We start from the raw sequence: 25,287 nt of genomic DNA, 5'->3' as shown, positions 1-25,287 counted from the left end.
TGTTAGGCATTTTTACGGTTTTTTCTGGAAGCCATAAACCGGATACCGGCATGACCTGCCACTCCGACAAAAGACAAGATCAGCAGCAATCTGCCGGCAAAGTCTGCGGTGTCGTTGCGGTCGCGGCCGGGCATATAAAAGTCGCGAAGCTGTGCAAGCCGGCCTTCCTCACTTCGGGTGTGACACTCCTTGCACGACACAGTTTCTGCACTTGGCGAAACCATGTGGTTTACAGGAAGATAGACCTCTGTATCAATAAACGCATATTTTCCGCTGTAGGGCAGCCCTACGTACTCCATACCTTTAATAATTGCACTGTCCCAGTTAAGGTCGAGCCACAGGGCCCCCTGACCGGGCTGGCGGTCCCACAACTTGGCCTGCAGCACATGCAGGGTTTCGGGATCGTAGGGCTGGCGGCCACGATGAACTTTCACAGGAACAATCTTGCTTTTCTGGTCTTTGTATTCGCCAAAAAGTCTGTTGATTTTAACCACGCCCTCGGTGGTATCAATCTTATCGGTAATCAGCAGGTGATCGGCCGTGCCATTGAACCATGAGTATTCGGGTCTGACATTTTTCTTCCACACAAAGTCGCCCTTGGCCGAGGTATAGATGATGTTGCCATCCTCGTCCTTAACCTCAAAGCCTTTGCCATCGAGCTTTTTGGTGGCTGTGCTCCAGTCCCATTCCATTTTGGTGGCATTCACTTTGGCATAAACCGGGATATGGCAGGCCTGGCACGACACTTTGATGGTGTGTTCGTTGAGAATGCTGCGCACGTGCGGTGTGGAGGTGTGGCAATCTTCGCAGCTCAGGCGATTGTTGCCGGTGGCTGTGATGCCGAAATAGCGTCCTTTCATCTTGTGATTTTCTGCCGTGTGGCAATCCACACACTTCATGTGGATGCCATCGACACCCATATGCACATCCACCTGTCGGCCGGAGGTGAGCAAGGCAACCTCCAGATCACCATGCTTCACATTGTTTCCGCCCCCACCAAAAAAGTGACAACTGCCGCAGTTCTGGCTGGCCGGAATGCCCACACTGGCCAGAATAGCCTTGAAATCAGGGCCTTTGTCGCCCCCCATTTCCGGATAACCGGCCATACCCGACGCTTTCTGATAGGTTCCTGTATTGTCGTGGCAAACAATGCAGTCGATGTTGAATGGGTTTTTGAAATCGAACGACTTGTCGGCCCAGCCATAACCGGCGTGGCATTTCATGCAGCTCCCTTCGTTGGACTGAACCCCGGTGCAGAAATTGTTGATGAGGTTTTTCTTGCCGATGTACACCACCCCTTTTCCGGGGATGAAGTCTTCGCGTTCCCAGGTAAAGTGCGGGCTGGACAGCAACTCGTGCCCGCGCTCGGTATGACACGAAAGGCATGCTGCCGTGATCTGGTGCGGATTGTCGAAATCCTGCTGCAAAACCGCAAATTTGCCGTGATCTACCCCAGGCTGTCGAACTTTCGTGTACCTTTCACGCAATTCGTTGAGTCGGGTCTTGTCGTCGGCAGGCCTCCGCAATGCCAGGGTGATGATGACAAGCGGAGCGATGATGGCCAGGAAAAAGACCAATGCTTTTGTTACTGGTTTCATTATCAACCTATTTTAGTTATTCAATTGATTCAGAGTAAATTAACTTGATGTTAAACTTTGAACAATTTTTTCAGATAAACATATGCAAATGTATAGATATAATATCCGTACTTTTGTTGGCACAATAATTTACCGCTGTTCTAAATAAAATCGCAAGTTATTGAATATTAATTTTTTAAGTTGTATTTCCTTATTTAGAATCGTTATAAATTTCAGGTTTCTAAATCTGACGCGAGGAAAAAATTGAGCACATCCGGCCGAAGGTTTGTTTATGCATTCACACAAGCTTATAGCTTTGCATGGGGAATCATTCGCCGGATTGTCACCCAATGACGAACTAACTTCAAATTCACAGATCAATGGATGTTGAAATACTTTCACGGATTCAGTTTGCTTTCACAGTTTCCTTTCACTACATCTATCCCCCGCTCAGCATAGGTCTTGGGCTGATGATGGTGATCTACGAAGGTGCCTTTTTGCGCACCGGTAATAAGATGTACGAGCAGCTGGCGCGTTTCTGGACGCGCATTTTTGCCATCACCTTTGGGCTAGGTGTGGCCACGGGCATCGTCATGGAGTTTGAGTTTGGCACCAACTGGGCCACCTACTCCCGCTTTGTAGGCGATGTGTTTGGCAGCGCCCTTGCAGCCGAGGGTATCTTCGCCTTTGCGCTCGAGAGCGGCTTTTTGGGCGTATTGCTTTTTGGCTGGAACAGGGTCAGACCCATTGTGCATTTCATTGCAACCCTGGGGGTTTGGCTGGGCTCGATGTTTTCGGCCGTATGGATTGTGGTGGCCAACAGCTGGCAGCAAACGCCGGCCGGCCACCATATCGTGGGGCACGGCAACCAGATGCGGGCCGAAATCACCGATTTCTGGGCGATGGTTTTTAATCCATCGAGTGTCGATCGCATCCTGCACACCTGGATCGGAGCGCTTATTGCCGGCGCTTTTCTGGTGATGAGCGTACACGCCTGGTACATTCTCAAAGGCCGGTATGTGGAAATGTCGCGCAAGGCTTTCGGGCTTGCCCTCATTGTGGCCGCCTTTTTCTCGGTCATGCAGCTGGTCACAGGCCACAGTTCTGCCTCAGGGGTAGCTAAAAATCAACCCGAAAAACTTGCCGCCTTTGAGGGCCATTACAACCAAAGCGACCCGGCCCACCTGTATCTCTTCGGCTGGGTGAACCATGAAAAACAAAAAGTGTATGGTCCATATGTCCCGGGCGGCCTCAGCTTTCTGATACATGGCAACTTCGATACCCCTGTGCCCGGATTGAACGACTTTCCCAAAGATGAAATCCCCACCCAGGTGAATGCCATTTTTCAATTCTACCATTTGATGGTTGCTTTCGGCCTGTTTTTTATAGCCCTCACCCTGTTTGGTTTGTGGATGTGGTGGCGGGGCAGGCTATTCGAGACCAAATGGCTGCTGTGGATATTCGTGTTTGCCGTAGTGCTGCCGCAACTGGCCAACCAGTTTGGATGGTTTGCGGCCGAGATGGGACGTCAGCCATGGGTGGTATATAAACTACTGCGCACCAGCGATGCTTTTTCGCCCACCGTAACAGCACAAAACGTGCTTTTCTCCCTTATTCTGTTTACCCTGGTCTATGCCCTGCTCTTTGTGTTGTTCATTTATCTGCTGGACAAAAAGATCAAAGCCGGACCGTACGATGAGCGTAACGAGGAAGGCAGGCCCCTGCAGGAGGACATTGCTAATCAGTTGGTTAAATAAAGAATTCGTGAGCCATGGAAACTTTTTTAGGAATAGATTATCCCACCTGGTGGTTTTTGGTGGTAGGCGCACTCTTTTCGGGTTATGCCATTCTGGACGGCTTTGACCTGGGAGCAGGAGCATGGCATTTGTTCTTAAAGGGCGACCGCAACAGGCGCATTGCACTCAACGCTGTGGGGCCGGTGTGGGACGGAAATGAGGTTTGGCTGGTTATCGGAGGCGGTGCCCTGTTTGCCGGCTTTCCGGTGTTGTACGCCTCAGCATTCTCGGCCATGTACATACCTTTTATGCTGTTTCTTGTGGTGCTTATCTTCCGGGCGGTATCCATCGAATTCCGGAGCAAGGAAAAGATGTACTGGTGGCGCCAGAGCTGGGACGTGGCCTACAGCCTTTCGAGCATCATGATGGCGCTGTTGCTGGGTATTGTGCTGGGCAATGTATTGCAAGGCATGCCGCTCGACGCCGAACACCACTTCACCGGTCATTGGCTCGACTTCATCAACCCTTATGCAATCATGGTCGGCATCACTACCCTGGCCCTGTTTATGATGCATGGTGCGCTCTATCTGGCGATGAAAACAGAGGGACAGCTGTTCGAAAAGGTTAACCACCTGCTTCGCAGCGCCATGATCTTTTTCATCGTGGCTTATGCGATTGTGACCGTTTACACCCTCATTTACCTGCCACACCTTTCCGATACCATTTCCGAAAACACCGCCTTGTTTGTGGTACCTGCCCTGTCGATGCTGAGCATTGCCAACATTCCGCGGCTGGTCAGCAAACAAAAATATGTGCAGGCCTTTTTGTTTTCGGCACTCACCATGAGTTTTCTGCTTATTCTGGTGGCCATCGAACTCTATCCTGTGATGATCTTCTCGACCATCAATCCGGAATACAGCATCACCATCTACAATGCCGCATCGTCCGACAAATCGCTGGGCATCATGCTGTTGATGACGATCATCGGGATACCGCTAGTAGCTATTTATACCTTCTTTGTGTATAAGACCTTCTGGGGCAAGGTGAAAATGGACGAAACCTCGTATTGATTTTGTTCAACTGCAAAAGGCAGGCATACACAAACAGCCCTTGATTCACCAACCAGGGTGAATTGCCGCCATCTTCAAGCAGGAAATAAAGTATCTTTATTCCCTCAACAAACACCTTTTTATTTTATGCGGCAACATAAAATAGCTTTATTGCTTTTATTCCTGCCCTGGTTGGTCGTTGCCCAGATGCCCGGCAAGCTTCTCGTTGTGGGAGGAGGCAGCGAAAACTACAATAGCTGGAGCGATGCGCCCTACGCCTGGGCTGTTCAGCAGGCGCCCAACAAACGTGTGGCCATCATTGGCACCGAAACCAATCCCAGTTCGTGGCTCCCCACTTATTTTGTGGCCAGGGGTGCTGTGTTTGCAAAAAACTTCCCGGTAGCTACACAGGCCGCTGCCAACACACAGGCTTTGTACGACAGCCTTAGTACCTACGACATGATTTTTTTCCGTGGTGGCAATCAGGCCAATTACTACAACCGTTACCGCAACACCCTGCTGCAGCAGGCTGTGGAAGTGGTGTTCAACCGAGGCGGCGTGGTTGGCGGAACATCGGCCGGGTTGCATATCCTTTCGAAAGTGGTGTACACAGCTGTAAACGGGACCGTGTATCCCGACGAAGCCCTGGCCAATCCGCACAACCAGTATATGACCCTGAGCGACAACTTTTTCCAGTTTTTGCCGGGGGTTGTATTCGACAGCCATGTGGCTGAGCGGGGCCGGTTTGCACGCACCCTGGCTTTTGTGGCCAAGTGGAAATTCGACCAGAACCTGGACATCGTGGGCATTGGCGTGGACGATAAAACGGCCGTTTGCATCGACCAGAACCTCAATGCCACAGTTTATGGCACCGGAGCCGCCGGCATATACCGTAGCGGGCCTGGCAACCAGTTCAGCCTTGGAGGCACCAAGCTGCTTGCCAGCAATGTGCTGGTTAGCCAGATGATTCATGGCTGCACATTCAACATTGGCAGCATGGAAATGAACGGCCTGACACAGATGGTGCCGCCGCGTTCCGATGGCACACTTCCCGCATCGCATATCTGGTTAAGTGCCACCGAAACCCTTAGCAAGAATCAACTGATGTTGAGTCAGTTGGGGCAACACGGCAACCCAGGCGACACCATTGTTGTTGTGACCACAGGAACCGAAAGCAGTGTATCTGTCTATGTCAATTGGCTCACCACCAACGGCAAACCCACTTCAGTTCTGGTGGCATCGGCTGCCAATGGCAACAATGCCGGATGGCTGGCCAAAGCCGGACGCAGCAACAAATTCCTGTTTGCAGCATGCAGCTACCAGCCATTGATGGACTTTATGGTGACTCCCGTCGGGCAGGTGTTGCGCTCCCGGCTATTAGCTTTGGGCTCGGCAGTGGCATTTGTGGGCGGCAACAGCAGGTATGCGGGCCGCACCCTCTTGCTCAATTACGAGCAGGCCTACGCCAGCTACGATGGCCTGATGGATTTCCGGCCGGGCCTCGGTTTGCTGCGCTCGGCCATTGTCATGCCCAATACTTTCACTGGTTCGCCGACCACCGATGTGGAAAACACGGCCACCGGAGTACCTTACGCCATGGTACGCGACAGCCTGCAATATGGTTTCTGGCTGCACGACGACGCCATTGCCCACTTCAGACCCAATGGTGCACAGTTCGAACTAACCGCCTTCGGCAACTTCCCGCTTATTGTGGCCGAAAACCCGGGAACTACAGCTGCACTCACCACCCAGAGCGCCGTCAGCAGCGGACTCCCGCGTGGCGTTGCCGGCTTCAGCCAGTTCCACTTCAGCCTGATGGACCAAAGCACAACAAAAATCATTGACACCTATGCCTCGCTGACTGACAATACCCGAACAAGTGCTCGTTTGTGGATCTCACCCAACCCCTCCACATCTTTCATCCGTTTTGAAGGACTCGAAGCCGGAAGTTACCTGCTTCGCATCTACTCAATGAACGGAACCCTGATAAAAAGTGAAAAAATCTCCACTAATCGTCCGTTCGATATCAGCAGCCTGAAAAAAGGCTTGTATCTCGTCAGCCTGCAGGCCGATCAGGGTCAGACCAGCACCACTAAATTTCTCAAGCAATGAAAAAACCTAAGCTGACATTCTTTGCCCTGCTGGTTTTGATGTGTATTGGTTCCGGTGCAAGGGCTTTTTCGCAGGGAGCATTGTACATCATTGGCGGCGGCAAGCGCCCGCTCACCATGGCGGCCGAGATGGCCTCGATGGCCGCACTCGATCGGCCGGGACATTACGCCGTGGTGTTGCCCATGGCCAGCAGCGAACCTGATACCGCGTTCTATTACTTTAAAAAAGACTTTGTGGAACTGGGATTCGACAGGGTGTACAAATTAAACATGCCCACAGCCGGACACTTCACTTCGGCCAGGCTCGACTCGATCCGTAAGGCTTCGCTGATTTTTATCAGTGGTGGCGACCAAAACCGGTTTATGGAGCTGGTGCTGAACACCCCTGTGCACCAGGCTATTCTCGATGCACACCGCAATGGAGCTGTGGTGGGCGGCACAAGCGCCGGAGCTGCCGTGCAAAGCAAAATGATGATCACCGGCCGGCAACTGCTCCACCAGAACGATGAATCAGGCTACCGCACCATCGAAGCGGGTAATATTGAGATTGCGGAGGGCCTCGGTCTGCTTGAGGGCGCCATTATTGATCAACACTTTATCCGGCGTCAGCGGATGAACCGCCTGATTGCAGCCGCCCTCGAAAACCCCGGAACCCTGCTCGTTGGCATTGACGAATCGACCGCATTGGTGGTAGAAGGCCAAAAGGCAAGGGTAAGCGGCCTCTCTCAAATTATTACATTGAAATACAAAGACAGGAAAGCCAACCTCAAAGACAAACTCCTCGGAGGCCATGGCCTGGAACTGAATGTTTATCTGCCAGGTGAGGAGTTCGACCTTCAATAACAAAGAATGCCCGCCGGTTGAGCGGGCATTTTTGTTGACTGATGAGGGATTTCAACGACGAATCTGAATCTTTTTATCCACAGTTCCTTCGTTGGTGATGAGCCTGAGCAGATAAAAACCAGCAGGAAGGTGGTCAACCGCAATGCGCAGCTGAGCCTCGGCTGCAGGCGAGGCATACACCTGACGTCCGCGCAGATCGGTCAGCACAACTTGCAGGATTTCGGTCTGAGCGCTGATATTCAGCATGTTGCTTGCAGGATTGGGAAATATGGTCACCTGGGGTGCCGACATTTCGGCATTGCCCACAAATCCCACATACACCTGAGGGGTGATGAGCCAGTTGTCGGGGGTGAGCGGGTTGGTAGCCCACGATTCGCTGCGCAGGGCCGCATTGCCCTGGCGCACGCCAAAGAACCAGTTACGGCCGTCGTTGTCGGCGTCGATCTTGGTCCAACCTTCAGGCAACCATTCTTCACCGGCCGGATCGTCTATCCCAGCCTGAAAATCTTCGTTGAGCAGCAGGATATCGGGTTGTCCAGCCTCCACGATCTTTAGCTTCACATTGTCGATCACCACACGGTCCATGTCGGTGATATTCCAGTGGCGGAAGGCCACATACACATTCTGGCCGCCATAGGTGTTGATGTCGAGCTCGCGCGGCTGGGGTTGCCAGTTGGGTATGCTGGTGGAGAGGGTTTCTTCGAACAGCATGGTAAAGTCAGCCGGATTGGTGCCCGTGGTGGAGATGAACACTCCGTAGTGTTCGGCACGGTAGATGGCTGTGTTGGCTGTGGAAGCTACATCCCAGGTGAGCTTGTAGCTTACGGCGGAGGCATCGCGCTGTGCATGGAGGCTAACCATTGCCAGCAGGCCAAGCAGGAGTAACATTGTTCGCTTCATAGGCATTTGTTTTTATTGATGTTTGACGTTTGTTTGCAACATTGTAAATGTAATATCATTGTTTCTCCGAACCCTAATCCCGCACAAATATCTCGATGTCGTCGAGCACGATGCGGTCCATGTCGGTCACATTGTAGTGTCGGAAAGCCACATAGATATACTGACCTGCAAAATGTGAGATATCGAGCTCGCGGTACTGATAAACCCAATTGGTATTATCGGTGGTCAGGGTTTCTTCGAAAATGAGGTTGGTGAAGTCGGCTGCCGCTTTACCGGTGGTGGATACGAACACCCCGTAATGTTCCTGACGGTAAATCGGGGTATTGGCGGTGGGGCAAACCCCATATCTGACAATAATCTGCTTTCCGGCCGGGATGGTAGTCAGGTCCAGTTTCGGGGTAATGAGGTAATTGTCAGGGATGAGCGCTTCGCCCGTGGCGGAGTTGTACGATTGCGACCTGGCCTGACCGTTGCCCTGACGCGATCCCCAGTACCAGCTCAGCCCGTCGCCATCCACATCGAGCACGGTGAAGATATCGGGAATGGTATCGGTGTTGTCGAAGTTCTCGGAAAATGGCAGCGGCACGGCATCGAGGATGGCCGTCAGGGTGACCGATTTGGTGAGGCGGTTGTAGTGCAGCACTTTGCTGCTGCCCACGGTGAGGGTGATGGTATATTGTCCGCTTTGGTAATAATACACCGTTGGATTTTCCTCGGTCGAAGTTTCGCCATTACCAAAATCCCAAAGGTAAGAGGTGGCATTCAGGCTTTTGTTGGTCAGTTCCACTTTGAATCGGAATCCAAACGGGGCGGTGTTGTCCTCTTCTTTTGTGGAAGTAAAGGAAAAATCGGCCTGGGTCGAGGCCTCAGGCACAGGGAAACCCTCGTCTTTGCAGCTCACGGCCAGCATCAGTGCGGCAACCGTCAGCAGAATCACAAACGAAATGCTTGTATATTTCATGGCTTTAGGCGTTTTCGGGTTCAATAACATGGGTTTTGATCAGTGGTCTGAATGGCTTCGTTGGCCTGAATTTCGCTCAGCGGTATGGGGAAAAGTTTGTAGCAATCGGGCAGTCCGGGGATGATGGCCTGTACCCTGTTGGTACGCACCAGGTCGAACCAGCGGTGTCCTTCGAAGGCAAACTCGAGCCTGCGTTCGTTTTCTATGGCCAGCAGCAGCGCGGCAGGATCGGCAGTGGTTACGGGAGGCACACCTGCGCGATTGCGCAGTATGTTGATATGATTGCGCACCTGGGCAGCATCACCGCCTTTGAGGGCAATGGTTTCAGCCATGATCAGGTGCATCTCGGCCAGGCGAAACACGGGCACCTTATCGCTTCCATTGGCTATGTCGCTGTATTTGAGGCCATATGGCCCATCGGATGCAATAGCCAGGGTGGCTTTCAGCCGAAGGGTGTCGTTGTTTCCGTAAGCTGCAATCAGCCCTGCGGAAGGCGAAAACTCTTTCCTACCACTCAGGGTGCGGGTGAAAAAGTATTCGGCCAGGCGGTTGCGGTCCTGGGCAATAAAGTCCACGTAAAAAATGGTTTCCTTGTTTGGCGTGCCTTTAAATAAATTGGCAAATACAGGCTCAAGCTCATAGCCAAAGTCGTTGATGACTTTTCCGGCATAAAAAGCAGCCGAGTCGAGGTGGGCAGCATTGCCGGTGATGCTGTAATAAGTGAGGTAGGCTCTGGCTGAAAGCGCCATGGCAGCGCCACGGCTGGCCCTGGGCGAACTGTTGCCCACCGGATTGGCCTGACGCGCAACCACCAGATCGGCAAACACCTGATTATAAACTTCATTCACTGAGTTGCGGGGCACGTTGAGGTCGCTTTCGCGGGCCTGTACGGGCTTGGTGCGCACGGGTACTCCGCCAAACATCCTGACCAGGTTGAAATGATGCAAAGCCCGCAGGAAGTGTGCTTCGGCATTGTATTGCCGCTGCTGATCGGGGGTGAGGTCGGTCAGGCCGGGAATGGCATCAATCACATGGTTAACCATGTTGAGGGCCGTGTAGATGCTGGCCCAGATGCTTTCGACGATGCCGTTGTCGCTCAGGATGCTGTTGTTGTCTATCTGGTTGTATCCGGCAGTGGTTCCGGTCCACACGAGGTTGTCGGCCACCAGGTCGGGCACCACAAGGTATTCGCGTCCGTAATAACCTGCCGATTGCAGGGCATCGTAGCTGCCGGTCAGGGCGCGTTCAAGGCCGGTGCGGTCTTTGATGGCCTCCTGTGCAGGGATGCTCTGGGTAGGCTGCACATCCAGCACATCGCAGGCGGTGGCAGCAAAAATCGTTACTATGCTTAAGAATATGAAATATCTTTTCATGGCCTTGTCTGTTTTTTAGAATCCGACATTGATACCAAAGTTGAAATGACGCGCCTGGGGATAGGTGAAGAAATCGGTACCCATGCGCAGATCGTCGTCACCGCTGTAATGCACCTCAGGGTCCATGCCCGAATATCGTGTAAAGGTGAGCAGGTTGTAAGCAGATGCATAGACACGCATATTATTGATTTTTAGACGTTTGAGCTGGTCTTTTGTAAAATTGTAGCCCAAAGTCAGATTCTTGAGACGCAGATACGACCCATCCTCGATGAAACGGGAGGAGATGCGGTTGTTGTTGTTGGGGTCTTCTTCGGTAGCCCGCGGTATGTCGGTAATGTCGCCAGGTTTTCTCCAGCGGCGGAGCACTGCGGTCGACTGGTTGTCCGAGCCTTTCATGGATTCGATGTAGATGCGGGTGCCGTTGAAGATGTCGTTGCCATAGCTGAACTGGAAGAAGATGTTGAGGTCGAAGTTTTTCCAACGCAGGTCGTTGTTAAACCCGCCGATGAAATCGGGGTTGGGGTCGCCAATTTTTACCCTGTCGGCAGCCGTGATTTGTCCGTCGCCGTTCACGTCATCAAACACAATGTCGCCTGTAGTAGGGTCAACGCCCAGGGAGCGATAGCCATAAAAGATGCCGGCGGGCTGGCCTTCCTCGAAACGGTTGCTGCCGCGTCCGAGGTTGTCGAGCGGGGTGCCTTTGTAAAGCTTTTTGATCTTGTTGCGGTTGAAGGTCATATTGAGCGAGCTGCTCCATTCAAATGCACCCCTGAGGTTATCGGTTCCGAGCACAAACTCAAAGCCTTTGTTTTCGAGCTGACCGATATTGGTGGTGATGGAGCCAAAACCTGAAGTGAACGAAACCGGTCGCGAAAGCAGCAGGTCGCGTGTCTGGTTGTTATAATAGTCCACATTCAGGTTGATGCGTTCATCAAGCACCGAGATGTCGAACCCGATGTTGAACTGTGCGGTGGTTTCCCATTTCAGATTGGGATTTTCGAGCTGTACCGGGGCAATGCCTGGTTGCCCGTTGTAGTTGTACCCGCCACCAAACAGGGCCAGGTTGCGAAAGTCGGGGATGCCGTCGTTGCCGGTGAGTCCGTAGCTGGTGCGCAGCTTAAGCTCGTTGATATTGGCAAATTGCTTCATGAAATCTTCCTGGGTGATGCGCCACGAAAGTGAAGCTGCCGGGAAAAAGCCATAGCGGTTGTTGACCCCGAACTTTGAGCTCCCGTCGTAACGTGCCGTAAAGCTGGCCAGGTATTTATACTGGTAGTTGTAGTTGACGCGTCCGAACCACGAATTCAGACCGCGGTCGCGGGCGCTGGCCGAGGCATTGGTGATGGTTGCCGCCGAAGCCAGATAGCGGAACTTCTCGTTCGGAAAATCGGTGCCCCGAATGAAAGCCGAGCGCACGGTAAGTTTTTCGAAGCTATAGCCCAATAGGGCGTCGAGATTGTGTCGTTCGGCAAAAGTCTGAGTATATTTTAAGGTGTTGTTCGACACGGTGTTGAGCACATTGTTGCTGGCAAAGATGCCTATGCCGTTGGAGCGTTTGCCCTGGCGCGTAGTGATGGGATCGTAGCTGTGCTCGCGGAGGTTAAGCAGGTCGATGCTCCACTTTGTGCTGAATATCAGATTGTTGGTGATGGCATAGTCGGCAAATACATTGCCCAGGGTTCGGTAGGAGTGGGTTTCGTTGATGGCTTCTTTGGCAATGGCCACCGGATTGGCAAACGCGCCGTCTTCGTTGTAGGTGCCATCGTCGTTATACACCCTGTTGATGGCCAGGAGCGAAATGGCATTCGGGAGCGGACCGTTGAGCGACTGGTCGCCTTCCACACGGTTGTTGAGCGAATAGGTAAGCCCGAGGTTGGAGCCGATGGTCAGTTTCTGGTTCACTTTGTGGTCGAGGTTCATCCTTCCGCTCAAACGGCTGTAATCGGTGCCGAGCAGGATACCGGTTTGGTTGTACACGTTACCCGAAAGAAAGAACTTGGTCTTTTCGTCACCGCCACTGGCCGAAATCTCGTAGTTCGACATGGGAGCAATCCTGAATACCTCATCGAGCCAGTCGGTATCCACGCCATTGGGCTGCAAGCCCTTGTATTCGTTCCACTGCTCGGCATTCATCATTTCGAGTTTTTTGGCCAGTTGCTGCACCCCCTGGCTCAGGCTCACATTGATGGCCGTTTTGTTGAGCGATCCCCTCTTGGTAGTGATCAGGATAACCCCATTGGCAGCCCTGGCACCGTAAATAGCTGCTGCTGAGGCATCTTTGAGCACGGTGATGGATTCAATATCGTTGGGGTTAAGGTCGGTGATGGCATTGATGCCCTGACCCGAAAAGCCCACCTGCCCGTAATTTCCGGCAGTAACGGGCACACCGTCAACCACATAGAGGGGCTGGTTGCCAGCCTGAATGGAGCTGTTGCCCCGGATACGCACCGTCATGGCTCCACCTGGCGTACCGGAATTTTGCTGCACATACACCCCTGAAGCTTTGCCTTGCAACACCCCGGTGATGGTGCGTATGGGTATCGACTTGATGTCGTCTTCCTTAACCACATCCACTGAGCCTGTCACCAAACGCCGGCTTTGGGTACCATAACCCACAACGATTACTTCTTCCAGTCCGAGTCTTTCTTCCACCATCAGCACATCAATCAGGTCGCTCTGCCCGATGGTCACTTCCTCGGTGCGCATGCCTACAATGGAAAACACAATGATTTTGGCATCTGCCGGGATACGCAGCTCATATTTTCCGTCCAGGTCGGTGGCAGTGCCAATGGTAGTTCCTTTGATGTACACATTCACGCCGGGCAGCGGTTGCCTGTCGGCCCTGGCCCTCACCGTGCCCCTGATGGTGCGCCGCTGTTCCTGCTGTGCGTTGTTAACGGTGGCCTTTGTTGCCTCTGCTGCCGGTTTGAGCACAATGTAATTCTCCACAATGCGATATTCCAGGCCACTGTTTCGCAAGGCCTCACGCATGGCCTGATCAAAAGGCGCATTGCTGAGATTTAGCGTAATACGCTGATTTTGATGAGCCTGCTTCTCGTTGATAAGAAACAGGTAATCGGTTTGTTCCGCAATCAGCCTGACCACTTCATTCACTGTGGCGTCCTTCACATTAAGGGTGATACCCGCCTGAGAATAGACCCCGGCTGTAGCCTGAAGAAAACTGAAAAAGGTGAGCAGTACAAAAACTTTCATACGCAACATTCGGATAGTGAACCTGCTTCGGTTCGAGAGCGGAGGTTCAGGTGATTTTTTCTTCATAACTTTGTGCGTTTGTTGAGAATCTTTTGACCCTTTTTCCGTGTTAAGTGGTTAATTGATTTTTCTGACTGCGCCGGAAAATGTTGCCGCATTTTCCGGTTTTTATTTGATGATTACCTGTTTCCCATCGATTTCGTATCTGATGCCCGAAGCTTCAGCGATGAGTGCAAGCAGAAAGTCGAGCCGGCGGCTGTTTTCAACTGCTCCGCTGAAGATCAGTCCGGCTGTTTTTTCGTTTTCAAAACGAATCTGCACATCGTACCACCGCTCCAGCTTGATGCCCAGTTCCTTCAGGCTCACCCGGTTGAAATAAATCACTCCTTCGCGCCAGGAGGTATAAAATCTGGTGTCGACCTGATTGATCTGCTGTTCGAGCGTCTTTTGGTTAAATCTGTGCTGTTGGCCGGGCGCGAGTGTGCTGCTTTTGCCGTTGGGCAGGCTCACCTGAAGCGCTCCGCTCACCAGGGTAGTTTCGAGCACATCGTCATCCTCGTAGGCCGACACATTGAAGCTGGTGCCCAGCACCTGAATGGTACTGCCGCCTGTCTGAATCACAAACGGACGGGAGGCGTCGGAGGTCACCTCAAAAAAGGCCTCACCCGACAGCACAACTTCCCTTGGTCCTTTGCCAAACACAACCGGATACACCAGGCTGGAGGCTGCATTGAGCCAAACCTCGGTTCCATCGCTCAGGCGAAGCTGAAAGCGGCCACCTGGTGGCACAATTATCTTGTTGGTTTTTAGTGCAATATCCTGATCAGCTATGGATGCCTCGTATGCAAGACCTTTTCCGCTGCTGCCGCTGATGTGGGCCAGTCCGGCCTCGCTGAGCTGCAACAATCCTGTGCTGTCGAGGGCAATCATGCGCCCGTCAGAAAGCTGGAGCAAGGCTTTGTCGGTGCGCTCCGGCACGGGGTTTTGCACCCGCATGGGAGCAGCATCAGGCGTGGGCTTCTGCCCATCGAGCCACCACCAGAGCGCGAACGAAAGCACCAGTGCAGCAGCAGCCGACAGCAATTGAAGTGATCGGCGCACATACATGCGACGGGCAACACGCATGCGTACAACTTTAGCAGCTGAAGCCTGGCTGAGCCTGCGCGCATATTCCACAGATGAATACAAATCCGCCAGGCGGGCTTCCTCATCTGTCAAACGGGTATCGGACAAACTATCCGGCTGTGCTTCGGGTAGATTTTTTTCCATCATGCCCCTAAGACACAAAAGCTCGCTCAAGGGGTAGGTAAATTCGAAATTATTTTTTCAAAAAATAATCCTTAATGCCCGGGTGGTTGCGCAGGCTCGAAAGGGCTGTTTTCAGGTGCCATTTTACGGTATTCACCGAAACATCCATTGCCATTGCCGTTTCGCGATAGGTTTTGTTTTCAAAGTACACCAGCTCAAAGGCCCGGCGATTGCGCTCATTCAGGATGTCGAGCGCCGACATGAGCACGCGTTGTTTTTCTTCGTCAAGCATCACATCCATGGCCAGCCGGGCTGTCTCCTCGAGATCGGCCGGCAAAGGCATGGTGGCATATGGTAAACGGCGCAGGTGATTCAGGCAGGCATTGCGTACTGCCGTAAACAAATAGGCCGGTGCCGACTGCATGGCATCCAGCGTGCTGCGGCGCTCCCACAAACGCACAAAAAGCTGTTGTACAACATCTTCGGCATCTTTACGGTCGCGCAGATACACAAAAGCAGCCGCACACAAAGGCTTGTAGTACTGTCCGAACAGCCATTCAAAATCCGGACGATCAAGCTTGTTGTTGTGCTCCTTGCCCATTGCATACAATGCCTTCTCAAAACGCAAAGTTATTTTATTTGGCCTGTTTTTTTGCCTAAAGTTGCGAACCCACAAGCCTGGCAGCAATCCAACAGGCTGTTTGCAGGCATACCCGTACTGAAACATTCATGTTTTTACATATATTCGTGGACAAATCTCTGTCGAATGCAATACCCCGGGAAAGTAACCATTGGAGACATTACGGTACGTGATGGCTTTCAGCACGAGGAAAAATTTATTCCCACCGAAGCCAAGCTCTGGCTGGCCGAGGAGCTGCTTTTGTGTGGCTTCAGGCATATCGAGCTCACCAACCTGGGCAATCCCAAGGGCATGCCGCAATTCAGGGATGCCGACGAACTGCTGAAACAGCTCAGGCAGAGCAAACGTGTGGCTCACCTGTTGCCATCGAGCACCATCACAGCCATCACCATACGCGAAAAAGCCATCGAAAGGGCTATAGAAGCCCGAAGGCAGGGCCATGGCCCCGACAGGATATTGCTGATGGTGAGCACCAGCGAATCGCATCAGAAAAAGAATTCGGGGCTGAGCATTGAGGAGTATTTTGCCATGGCTGAAAAATATGTGCCCATGGCCCGCGAAGCAGGTTTGAAAGTGAACGGCACCGTGAGCACCATCTGGGGTTGTCCCATCGAAGGCCCCACCGATATGAAAAAAGCCATCGCATTTACCAAAAGGTGGTTCGACATTGGCGCTACCGATGTGGAGCACGCCGACCACGATGGTTCTGCCTCGCCCGACAGGATTTACCGCTACTTCTCCATGCTCATGGATGAGTTTCAGAACCCCGCGAAACACATCGTGCACCTGCATACCACCCGCGGCTGGGGGCTGGCCAATGTGCTGGCTGCCCTGCAGGCAGGCATGACCAATTATGAAAGCACCATGGGCGGCATTGGCGGACAGCCTGCGAATTTTGTGGATGGCGTGCCTGTAGCCGGAACGGGAGAATATTACTATAAGGACTCCATGGCCGTTGGCCTGGTATGCACCGAAGACATGGTGGTGATGATGGACGAAATGGGCATTGATACCGGACTGGACATCGACCGCATCCTGCGCACCGGCAAAATGGTCGAACGCATTGTAGGCCGCAAGCTGCGCTCCGAAAGCATCAACCAGGGACGCATCCCAAAAAGCATGAGCGGACGGGCTTAGGAAGCACAGACTTCGGGTGTTTTGCTTACTTTTACAAAAACACGCTGAGTGCAGATGATCCGCATTACCGAAACCGTTCGCGATGCCTTTCAGGGCTTAAAAACACCCATCCCAACCCACCAAAAAATTGCCTATTCCAGGCTGCTTCTGCATGCCGGTTTCGACATTCTCGATGTGGGAAGTTTTGTGTCGCCCCGCGTGATTCCTCAGATGGCCGACACGCCTCAGGTTGTCGCTGCCATGGATGCGCATGCGCAGCCCACAAAAATTATGACCTTGGTAGTCAATACCAAAGGCGTGGAGCAGGCATTGAAATTTCCTGTGATTGAGGTGCTCTCCTATCCCTATTCCGTATCACCTACTTTCCTGAAGCGCAATCTGAACAGCAGTCCAGATCATGCCCTTGAGCAGCTTGCCAATATGGTTGCAATGACCAATGCACACCCCGTCAGTTGGGTAGTTTACCTGAGCATGGGTTTGGGAAACCCCTATGGCGACCCATGGAGTGTGGAGCTGGTGGCCGACGCAGCTGAAAAGCTCTACAAACTCGGCATCCGTAGCATGCCCCTTTCCGACATCCTGGGACTGGCCTCTCCCGACACCATTTTCGACACCTATGCTCAATTGATACCCACCTTTCCGGATGTGGACTTTGGGCTGCACCTCCATACCCTTCAATCCGACAGCTTCAACAAACTCGAAGCAGCCTGGGAAGCCGGTGTCAGGAGTTTCGAAACAGTGCTGGGCGGCCTGGGGGGCTGCCCTACGGCTGCCGACGAAATGGTTGGCAACCTGAATACCCTGAGCCTGCTCGAATTTTGTAAAAGAAAAAAAATTCCCAACCGTATTGACGAAAAAACACTGCTTGAGGCCCTGAGGCTTGGCAGCAGCTTTTCGATTGACAGCGATATGGCCAGCGCTTAACTTTGTCGCAATTAAACTCAATACCAGGGCTGCGCATGACCATCAACCTTATCTACAATTTCTCCGTACTTGTTGCATTGAGTGCCCTGTCGGGCATGATCGATCAGCTTGCCCACCGCCGCACCCTGGCAGGAAAATTGTTACAAGGCCTGCTTTTTGGCGGTTCAGCCATTGTAGGCATGCTTTATCCCATGCCGATCACCGAAGGTATTTTTTTCGACGGCCGATCGGTGGTCATCAGCCTTGCCGCTTTGTTTTTCGGCCCGATAACAGGCGGATTGAGTACGCTCTTAGCCGGGCTTTACCGCCTGCATGTGGGTGGACCGGGGATCTGGATGGGCCTCAGTGTTATATTATCCTCATTTTTAATAGGTTGGGGCTTCCATCAACTCCGTAAAACCGGAAAGATTAAGGCTTTGCGCTACAGGCACCTGCTCCTGCTTGGATTTGTGGTTCACCTGGTCATGATTGCGCTTACCATCCTTTTACCCTCACCTTTCTATTTTGAAACGCTTCAGAAAGTGGTATGGCTCATTTTGATCGCCTATCCTTTGGTGACCCTCGTTATGGGTACGATTCTTCACGACCAGGAACAGAACCGCAAATTGTTCGAAGACCTGAGCAAGAGTGAGAAATATCTGAGCACGGTGTTCGAGCGCATAGGCGATGCGCTTATCAGCCTCAACAGTCAGGGAAAAATTGTAGGCATTAACCAATCGGCCGCACAGCTGCTTGGCGTGAAACCAGAGCAAGCCAAAGGAAAACACATTGATGAATTGATTGGTCTGAACGGACATGAAGGCACCATTCAAGCATTATTTCCGGTTAATGAAGCCTATGTACCCATTCCACCCGTCAGAATAACAATACATCCCCATTTGGAAACCATTCCTGTGAGTGGCACCATATCGGCCATTACAGACTCCGATCACACGCACAGAGGCTGGGTGCTTTCGCTACGCGATTTGCGCAGGGAGCAGGAATATGAAACCCGCATCAAGGCTTTGGACGATTCGTACAAAGGGCTGTTCAACAGCATCCAGAGTGCAGTGTACATTCAAAACGAAAAAGGTGAATTTCTCGACGTAAATCAGGCAGCAGCAGCCCTTTATGGTTATCCTTATGAAAAGTTCATCGGAAATACCCCGGAGTTTTTGGCTGCCCCGGGCATGAACGATCTCACCGAACTGGCTCATCATATCAAGACTGCCTTCGAGGGCAAAGCGGTTCAGTTTGAATTTTGGGGCAGGAAAGCCACAGGCGAAATTTTTCCGAAAGAAGTATTTCTGTTTCCGACCAATTATTTCGGCAAACAGGCTATTGTTACCATTGCCAACGACATCAGCGAACGCAAGGCTGCCGAAGAAAGCCTTCGGAACAGCGAATCGAGGTACAAATACCTCTTCGATTCCAGCCCGGTAGGTATGCTGGTGTTGGATCTCAGCGGCACCATAATGTCAGTAAACCGGACTTTTTGCGAAGATTACGGTTACGAGGTTGTGGAGCTCGCAGGCAAACACATCGGCATGCTGGCCCACCCCGAAAACAAAGACCTGGTAAACAAAAATATCAGCGAAATTATCCGGCAGGGAAATCTTGTGAGCAAGATCAAAGCACGCACCAAAAACGGACAGGAAATTTACCTCGAGCTCAACGAATCGCTCATCAACCTGCCGGATGGCCGCAAAGGTATCCTTTCGATCAGCAAGAACATCACAGCCGAAACATTGGCAGACCGGGCAAAACAAGCAAGCGAAAAACGCACTTCCGCCATCCTTAAAGCCCTGCCTGACATGATCTTCGTGATTTCGAACGATGGAATTTTTGCCGAATTTCATTCCAGCTCACACGATCAGTTGCTGATGCCACCTCAGATGTTTTTGAATAAAAGTGTAGATGATGTGCTTCCGCCTTATCTGGCCACACTCACCCGCGAGAAACTTGCACAGGTCAGACAAACCGGCCAGGTGGCGGAATATGAATACGATCTTTTTGTTGATGGAAAAATAAGAAACTACGATGCCAGGATGGTGCCTGTGGATGAAACGAATGTGCTCGTTGTGGTGCGCGACGTAACAGATAAGAAGTCCAGCCAGAAAGCCATCATGCAACAAACTGCGTTCATTGAGACCCTGCTCGACTCCATACCCAATCCTTTGTTCTACATGAACAAAGAGTCGGTTTATCTCGGTGTGAATAAGGCATTTACAGAATTCTTCGGAATTGACCGCATGGAGATTGTAGGCAAGTCAATGTTTGCGTGGGATGATTTTGATGTGGCAATGCGCAATCGCGAAGATGATCTTTTGATCTACGAAGGAAAGGAGAAAGCGCAACAACACGAGCGCACCATTACGCTGCGCGACGGTAGCCAAAGAAATGTGATTTTAAGCAAGTCGGCCTTTCATACCCCGGAGGGAGAGGTTGCCGGCCTGATTGGCCTGATCATCGACATCACCGAGCGGAAGAAAAACGAACTCGACCTGATCATTGCCAAAGAAAAGGCTGAGGAAAGCGACCGGCTGAAAACCTCGTTCCTGCACAACCTCAACCACGAAATACGCACTCCACTGAATGCGATTCTCGGCTTCTCCGACCTGTTGTTCGACGACATCCCCGACGACCAGAAGCGTGAGTTTGTTGAAATCATCAACAGCAATGCCGAACAACTGCTGCGCATCATCGACGATGTGCTCATTGTTTCGCGCATGGATGCCGAGCGCCTGACAGTGGACAAGGTGACTTTCGACCTTGGACAGCTGTTGCACGATCTGCAACTTACTTTTGCCAATGCCTGCGCCGACAAAAACCTCAGCTTTAAAATAGAAAATGGTGCGTCGTCCCGGACAATGATTGAGACCGACAAAGCCAAGTTGCGCCAGGTAATCAGCGGATTGCTCGACAATGCCGCGAAATACACCCTCAAAGGAGGCATTACGATAAGCTATGATGTTGATGGCGACGACCTGAATATCCATGTGCACGACACAGGAATAGGCATCGAACCCGAAGATCAACACCGGATTTTTGATCGGTTTTACCGGGGCAATAAACCACAGAAAATGGCCATCAGGGGCAATGGGTTGGGACTCAGCATTGCCCAGGGCCTGGTCAGACTGCTGGGTGGCAGCCTTTCCGTTGCTTCCGAGCCTGGCATAGGCAGCACATTCAGCCTGCATTTGCCCGGGGTGGTCAGAACCTCTGAAATATTGCCCGCCGACCAGCCCGGGAGCCTTTCTCAACCAGTTGCCGGCAAAAAATACCGCTTCCTCGTGGCAGAGGATGAAGACGATAATTTCGACTACCTACGCAGGTTGTTGGGTCAGTCAGCATTGGCTGTCGACCGTGCGCGTACCGGAGCCGATGCCCTGCAAATGGTTGACCGCACTGCCTATGATATGGTGCTCATGGATCTGAAAATGCCAGAAATGGATGGTCTGGAAGCTACCAAAAGAATACGGGAAAAATATCCTGCCTTACCCGTTGTGGTGCAGACCGCCTATTCCCAACCCGACGAAATCAGGCAGGCCATTGCAGCAGGCGCCACCGATGTAATTGTCAAACCCATAAGCCGCGAAGTGTTTTATGAAGTGCTTCACCGGCTGCTTGGCTGATAAACAATTCTGACCACAGAAGAGTAGCCGTCAACCTGCTCCACCTGAAGCAAATAAAGTCCGGGGATCGCGCCGGAAGCTTGAAAAAGCTCATCCAGCACAATTCGCCCGCCCATCACCCTTGGCCTTTCCAGCCCTGACATACGCCGGCCATCGGCTGTAAACAGCCGCAGCGCCGACACCTCATCACCTATATCTGTCAGAACCAACGACTGTCCCCGATGTGCCGGGTTTGGCAAAACACGGTATATCCTGGCTTGCTGCCCGTGAGGATAAATACTTGCAATCCCTTGATATTCATAGGCTCCCAAATCAGGCAGGCCGTACATCACCCGCTCATGCCCGTCAAGGTCGGTGGCCGGAAGCGGATAAGCCGGCAATGAAGCTGTGCCAGCATCAATGCATGGACTCCCTTGTGCAAGCCTGAAATTCGAAGAGTTTTCGTCTTCGAACACAGGATAACTTTCAATACAATTATTATAAGTGCCTGTAAATGTGCTGCCGCCAAATCCTTCCACACCATATTGCACAGCACAGTGGTGAAACTCGGGCACGGAATTCACATCCCAGATCCAAACCTGAGAACCAAAATCACCTGCACAGGTATTGCCCCACAGGATGCTGTTGTAAAGCCTGGCATGAGCTTCAAAGTTGCAGTAATACCCTCCACCCATGGGGGCAAAATTGTTGACAATGGTCAGGTTGGTCATCACGGGCGAGGCAGTAATGCTGGCGATTCCTCCCCCGAAAAATACAGCCTCGTTGTTGTAGATCAGCAAATTGGCAATTGGCCGGTCGGGAACCGAACGCAAAAAACCGATGGCACCCCCGAGCGCGCTAAAGTTTTGGGTAAAAATGCTGTTCATCAACAGCGGACGGCTGTATTCAAACGAAGCTGCACCTCCGATGCCGTTGGAACTGTTGGTTGAAAAATGACAATGCGAGATATCCGGCTCCGACGACACATAACACACTGCTCCTCCATAGCCATAAATCATTCCGTCGTTGCCTGCATGGTTGCGCCTGAAATTGCAATGCGCCAGAAGCACATTGGTTTTGTAGCTGTAAATAGCTCCGCCCCAGTAAAATGCGTAGTTATTTTCAAAACTGCAGTGCCGGAAGGCAATTTTATCGGTTTGCAATGCCCTCAGTACCCCACCGTAGCAATTGACAGAATCGCCCGTGGCTTTTCCAAAACGGAACACGCAATGGCTGAAGAGGCTGGAGTCGGTCCCGATAGGAGTATATTCGAACCTGAGCCCGTTCCACCCGCCGGCATTGCTATGAATATTCCCAAAACCCGAGGTATCGGCCACGGTGAAATATGCTGTCGGAAGCAGTGCCAAGGGCCTTGAGATTGCCCTGCACTTCAATGGCATAGTGCCCCGTGAAAACAACCTTTGTGCCTGGCATGATCTGAAGCAATCCGCCCTGAGGCACAAGCACATTGCAGTTCACAAACACCGTATCATATTGCCAGGTGCCCGTCTGCTCGCCGCAGGCATAATGATTCTGAGCCAGCAGCTCAAACGGGGCTGAATGAAATGCTAGAAGCAAAATCAGGAATAAACGAATGGTTTTCATTTGGCTTTGGTTCTTCAACAAAGTTAGGGAAACTTTTTGCCAGCTTGAAGCGAATGGATAAGCCGGAAAAGTTTTCACGAAAAGCGCAATACGGAGGTGTCTTGTCTGTGTACCGTTTTTTTCGGAAACAAGTCCCTGACCCTTCTCGCAGGTGTGTCAGAAAATGTTTCCGCAAATGTTCAGTACCACTTGCGTTGTGCCTCATCCAGCAAGCTTTCGAGCTGTGCAAGATGCTTTTGCAGCATCTGCGCTTCATTTCGCAACGAGGCTGGCAATGGCCCGGCCGGCATGAGCAATCTGGCGCTTGTAAGCAGTTGTGATGAACGCAGAAGCAGTGGAATCACCTGCGCGCGTGGCTTGCGTTTGTTGTAGGCCTCCACAGCTTCGTTGTAGGTGGCCACTGCCGCATTGAACAACTCGTTGCTTTGCTGCATCGACCCGACAATGCGGTTATGGGTGAGCACCCTGACCGACTCCTCCAGAAAGCTGATGCGGCTTTGCGTGGCCGGATGCCGGAACTGCCCCTGACGAATCCGTCTCAGCTCAGAGGTGTATTGATCCAATGGGTCGCTGTTCAGGTAAACTGCAATGCTATCGTTGGGATGCCATATTCCGGGAAGCCGTGCATTGGTGTTTCGGACAAAGCCCTCGTGCGACAGGGGCTCCTGCAGCAGTTGCCAGATGGGGTCGTAAGGCATATGCGAGTGAATCATGCGTTGTGGTGGCACCATAAACCACAAGGTGTCGTATTCAGCCTGATACTTTCCGTTGACGATGGCTCCTGAGGCCCAGGTCGGATCGGACAAATACCAGTTGCTGTCGAGAAGTACCGCAATCCACAGATGAGGTTCGGGTTGCAGCTTGCCCTGCCAGCGCGTATATCCGGGCACCTTGATGGTTGTAAGTCCCATGAGCCTGCTCAGGCTGTCGAGCACGGCTACGTAACCTTCACACAAAGCGGCGCGTTTGCGCAAGGCCATGCGTACCAGTTCCTGATTGCTGTACAGCTTCTGATCGTGCAGGGCAGCCACATCATACCGCAGATTTTGGGCTGTCCACGAAAATGCTGCCCGAAAACGGTCGGCAGGCGATGCATATCTGGTCTGAATGGTATTGGCCAAAAGGACAATATCGTTGATATACCTCCGTTCTGTCTCCCGCATCAGTGCATCCGGCTCCGGATTTTTCTGACCAGATAGCTGAACCACAGCAAACAACAAGATTATCAGCAACCTGAATTTCGACCTGCCGGCCCGAAACAACATATCTCGCTTTAGTGGAGAAAACGTACGCAATGTGGCTTTTGTTATGGAGAGAAGGCTGGATACCGGAAAAAAAGAAAGGCGCCTGTTGGCGCCTTTTTTGGTACCCGGAGCCGGGATCGAACCGGCACGAGTGTTATCTCACTGGTTTTTGAGACCAGCGCGTCTACCAATTCCGCCATCCGGGCAGTGAGGATCGACAGCGGTGCAAAATTAATGCAAAATTATTGACCCGCACCACAGAATTAAAGGCATCGCTCATGGATTATCAAAAACAAGCTATTCCATTCCCGGGCGATTGCCAAAAAATGTCTGCAAGCATTCACGCACACGATTGCGCAAATTATATATCTTCGTGGAGTGGGCTTTGGCCCGTCATTCCGCTTTTGTTATTGATGTATCACCTGATGATTTAAGTATGAAAAAAGTATATCCCGATGCCTTGTCTGCCCTGGCCGGAATTTCCGACCATATGACCTTGATGGTTGGAGGCTTTGGCTTGTGCGGTATTCCTGAAAACTGCATCTCGGCCCTGGTGCAGATGGGCGTAAAAGGGCTCACCTGTATTTCGAACAATGCTGGTGTGGACAATTTCGGTCTGGGATTGTTGCTTCGCAACCGCCAGATCCGTAAAATGATCTCCTCGTATGTGGGTGAAAACGCGGAATTTGAGCGCCAGTTGCTTGCCGGCGAGCTCGAAGTGGAACTTATCCCTCAGGGCACCCTTGCCGAACGATGCAGGGCGGGAGGTGCTGGCATCCCGGCATTCTACGTGCCGGCAGGTTTTGGCACCGAAGTGGCACAGGGCAAAGAAGTACGCGAGTTCAACGGAAAGATGTATCTGCTCGAACATGCTCTCACTGCCGATTTTGCACTGGTCAAGGCATGGAAGGGCGACACCCACGGCAACCTGATTTACCGCCACACCGCCAACAACTTCAACCATGCCATGGCCATGGCCGGCAAAATAACCATTGCCGAGGTTGAACACCTGGTGCCCGCCGGCGAGCTCGACCCCAACCAGATACACACCCCAGGCATCTTTGTCCAGCGCATCTTCCAGGCCACCAATCTGGAAAAACGCATCGAATTTGTCACCACACGCAAAGCTTAAC

The 25,287-nt window shown here is 52.1% G+C and carries 18 protein-coding genes and 1 tRNA gene; 8 read left to right on the top strand and 11 right to left on the bottom strand.

The window, feature by feature from the left end:
- Nucleotides 1-2 precede the first annotated feature (2 nt).
- A complete protein-coding gene (locus IPM52_11590; protein ID MBK9292252.1) occupies nt 3-1,598 on the bottom strand; it encodes a tetrathionate reductase family octaheme c-type cytochrome in 1,596 nt (531 codons plus the stop codon).
- Nucleotides 1,599-1,957: 359 nt separating this feature from the next.
- Here IPM52_11590 and IPM52_11585 point away from each other — a divergent pair, with 359 nt between their 5' ends.
- The 4 genes from IPM52_11585 to IPM52_11570 all read left to right on the top strand — a co-directional run bounded on the left by IPM52_11585 (nt 1,958) and on the right by IPM52_11570 (nt 7,316).
- Nucleotides 1,958-3,334, top strand: coding sequence for a cytochrome ubiquinol oxidase subunit I (locus IPM52_11585; GenBank protein ID MBK9292251.1), 1,377 nt, complete (start codon nt 1,958-1,960; stop codon nt 3,332-3,334).
- A gap of 14 nt (nt 3,335-3,348) precedes the next feature.
- Complete coding sequence (gene cydB, locus IPM52_11580) at nt 3,349-4,383, top strand: cytochrome d ubiquinol oxidase subunit II (GenBank protein ID MBK9292250.1); 1,035 nt, start codon at nt 3,349-3,351, stop codon at nt 4,381-4,383.
- Nucleotides 4,384-4,509: 126 nt separating this feature from the next.
- On the top strand, nt 4,510-6,474 hold the full coding sequence (locus IPM52_11575; GenBank protein ID MBK9292249.1) for a T9SS type A sorting domain-containing protein: 1,965 nt from the start codon (nt 4,510-4,512) through the stop codon (nt 6,472-6,474).
- 38 nt (nt 6,475-6,512) lie between these two features.
- Nucleotides 6,513-7,316 carry a cyanophycinase gene (locus IPM52_11570; protein MBK9292248.1) on the top strand — a complete coding sequence of 268 codons (804 nt, stop codon included), beginning with the start codon at nt 6,513-6,515 and terminating at the stop codon, nt 7,314-7,316.
- A 51-nt stretch (nt 7,317-7,367) separates the two neighbouring features.
- Here IPM52_11570 and IPM52_11565 read toward each other — a convergent pair whose 3' ends face one another.
- From IPM52_11565 to IPM52_11540, 6 genes are all read right to left on the bottom strand, one after another.
- Nucleotides 7,368-8,216 (bottom strand): choice-of-anchor J domain-containing protein, encoded by an 849-nt coding sequence (locus tag IPM52_11565; protein ID MBK9292247.1) that lies wholly within the window; start codon nt 8,214-8,216, stop codon nt 7,368-7,370.
- Nucleotides 8,217-8,289: 73 nt separating this feature from the next.
- On the bottom strand, nt 8,290-9,207 hold the full coding sequence (locus IPM52_11560; protein MBK9292246.1) for a choice-of-anchor J domain-containing protein: 918 nt from the start codon (nt 9,205-9,207) through the stop codon (nt 8,290-8,292).
- Nucleotides 9,198-10,550 (bottom strand): RagB/SusD family nutrient uptake outer membrane protein, encoded by a 1,353-nt coding sequence (locus IPM52_11555; protein MBK9292245.1) that lies wholly within the window; start codon nt 10,548-10,550, stop codon nt 9,198-9,200. Before IPM52_11555 ends, IPM52_11560 begins: the two co-directional genes overlap by 10 nt.
- Before the next feature lie 15 nt (nt 10,551-10,565).
- A complete protein-coding gene (locus IPM52_11550) occupies nt 10,566-13,829 on the bottom strand; it encodes a TonB-dependent receptor (GenBank protein ID MBK9292244.1) in 3,264 nt (1,087 codons plus the stop codon).
- A 102-nt stretch (nt 13,830-13,931) separates the two neighbouring features.
- Nucleotides 13,932-15,035, bottom strand: a complete 1,104-nt coding sequence (locus tag IPM52_11545; GenBank protein MBK9292243.1) for a FecR domain-containing protein — start codon at nt 15,033-15,035, stop codon at nt 13,932-13,934.
- Nucleotides 15,036-15,081: 46 nt separating this feature from the next.
- On the bottom strand, nt 15,082-15,639 hold the full coding sequence (locus IPM52_11540; GenBank protein MBK9292242.1) for an RNA polymerase sigma-70 factor: 558 nt from the start codon (nt 15,637-15,639) through the stop codon (nt 15,082-15,084).
- Between the two features lie 138 nt (nt 15,640-15,777).
- Here IPM52_11540 and IPM52_11535 point away from each other — a divergent pair, with 138 nt between their 5' ends.
- From IPM52_11535 to IPM52_11525, 3 genes are read left to right on the top strand one after another with little or no spacing between them, the layout of a single operon-like run.
- Nucleotides 15,778-16,788, top strand: a complete 1,011-nt coding sequence (locus IPM52_11535; GenBank protein MBK9292241.1) for a pyruvate carboxyltransferase — start codon at nt 15,778-15,780, stop codon at nt 16,786-16,788.
- A 54-nt stretch (nt 16,789-16,842) separates the two neighbouring features.
- Nucleotides 16,843-17,712 (top strand): hydroxymethylglutaryl-CoA lyase, encoded by an 870-nt coding sequence (locus tag IPM52_11530; GenBank protein MBK9292240.1) that lies wholly within the window; start codon nt 16,843-16,845, stop codon nt 17,710-17,712.
- A gap of 35 nt (nt 17,713-17,747) precedes the next feature.
- Nucleotides 17,748-21,326 (top strand): PAS domain S-box protein, encoded by a 3,579-nt coding sequence (locus IPM52_11525; protein MBK9292239.1) that lies wholly within the window; start codon nt 17,748-17,750, stop codon nt 21,324-21,326.
- On the opposite strand, the gene IPM52_11520 is transcribed toward IPM52_11525, so the two are convergent.
- The 4 genes from IPM52_11520 to IPM52_11505 all read right to left on the bottom strand — a co-directional run bounded on the left by IPM52_11520 (nt 21,308) and on the right by IPM52_11505 (nt 24,360).
- Nucleotides 21,308-22,672, bottom strand: coding sequence for a right-handed parallel beta-helix repeat-containing protein (locus IPM52_11520; protein MBK9292238.1), 1,365 nt, complete (start codon nt 22,670-22,672; stop codon nt 21,308-21,310). The genes IPM52_11525 and IPM52_11520 overlap by 19 nt on opposite strands.
- Nucleotides 22,608-22,910, bottom strand: coding sequence for a hypothetical protein (locus tag IPM52_11515; protein ID MBK9292237.1), 303 nt, complete (start codon nt 22,908-22,910; stop codon nt 22,608-22,610). Before IPM52_11515 ends, IPM52_11520 begins: the two co-directional genes overlap by 65 nt.
- Before the next feature lie 179 nt (nt 22,911-23,089).
- A complete protein-coding gene (locus IPM52_11510; GenBank protein ID MBK9292236.1) occupies nt 23,090-24,175 on the bottom strand; it encodes a hypothetical protein in 1,086 nt (361 codons plus the stop codon).
- Nucleotides 24,176-24,273: 98 nt separating this feature from the next.
- A tRNA-Leu gene (locus tag IPM52_11505) sits at nt 24,274-24,360 on the bottom strand.
- A 230-nt stretch (nt 24,361-24,590) separates the two neighbouring features.
- Between IPM52_11505 and IPM52_11500 the strand changes: the two genes are divergently transcribed.
- Nucleotides 24,591-25,286: a CoA transferase subunit A gene (locus IPM52_11500; GenBank protein MBK9292235.1), complete on the top strand. Its 696-nt coding sequence runs from the start codon at nt 24,591-24,593 to the stop codon at nt 25,284-25,286.
- Nucleotide 25,287: the final 1 nt, after the last annotated feature.

It is taken from the genome of Bacteroidota bacterium (assembly GCA_016715945.1).
GTDB lineage: Bacteria > Bacteroidota > Bacteroidia > Bacteroidales > F082 > JALNZU01.
Note: the sequence above shows the minus strand (reverse complement) of the source record. Positions and strands in the feature narration are given on the sequence as shown.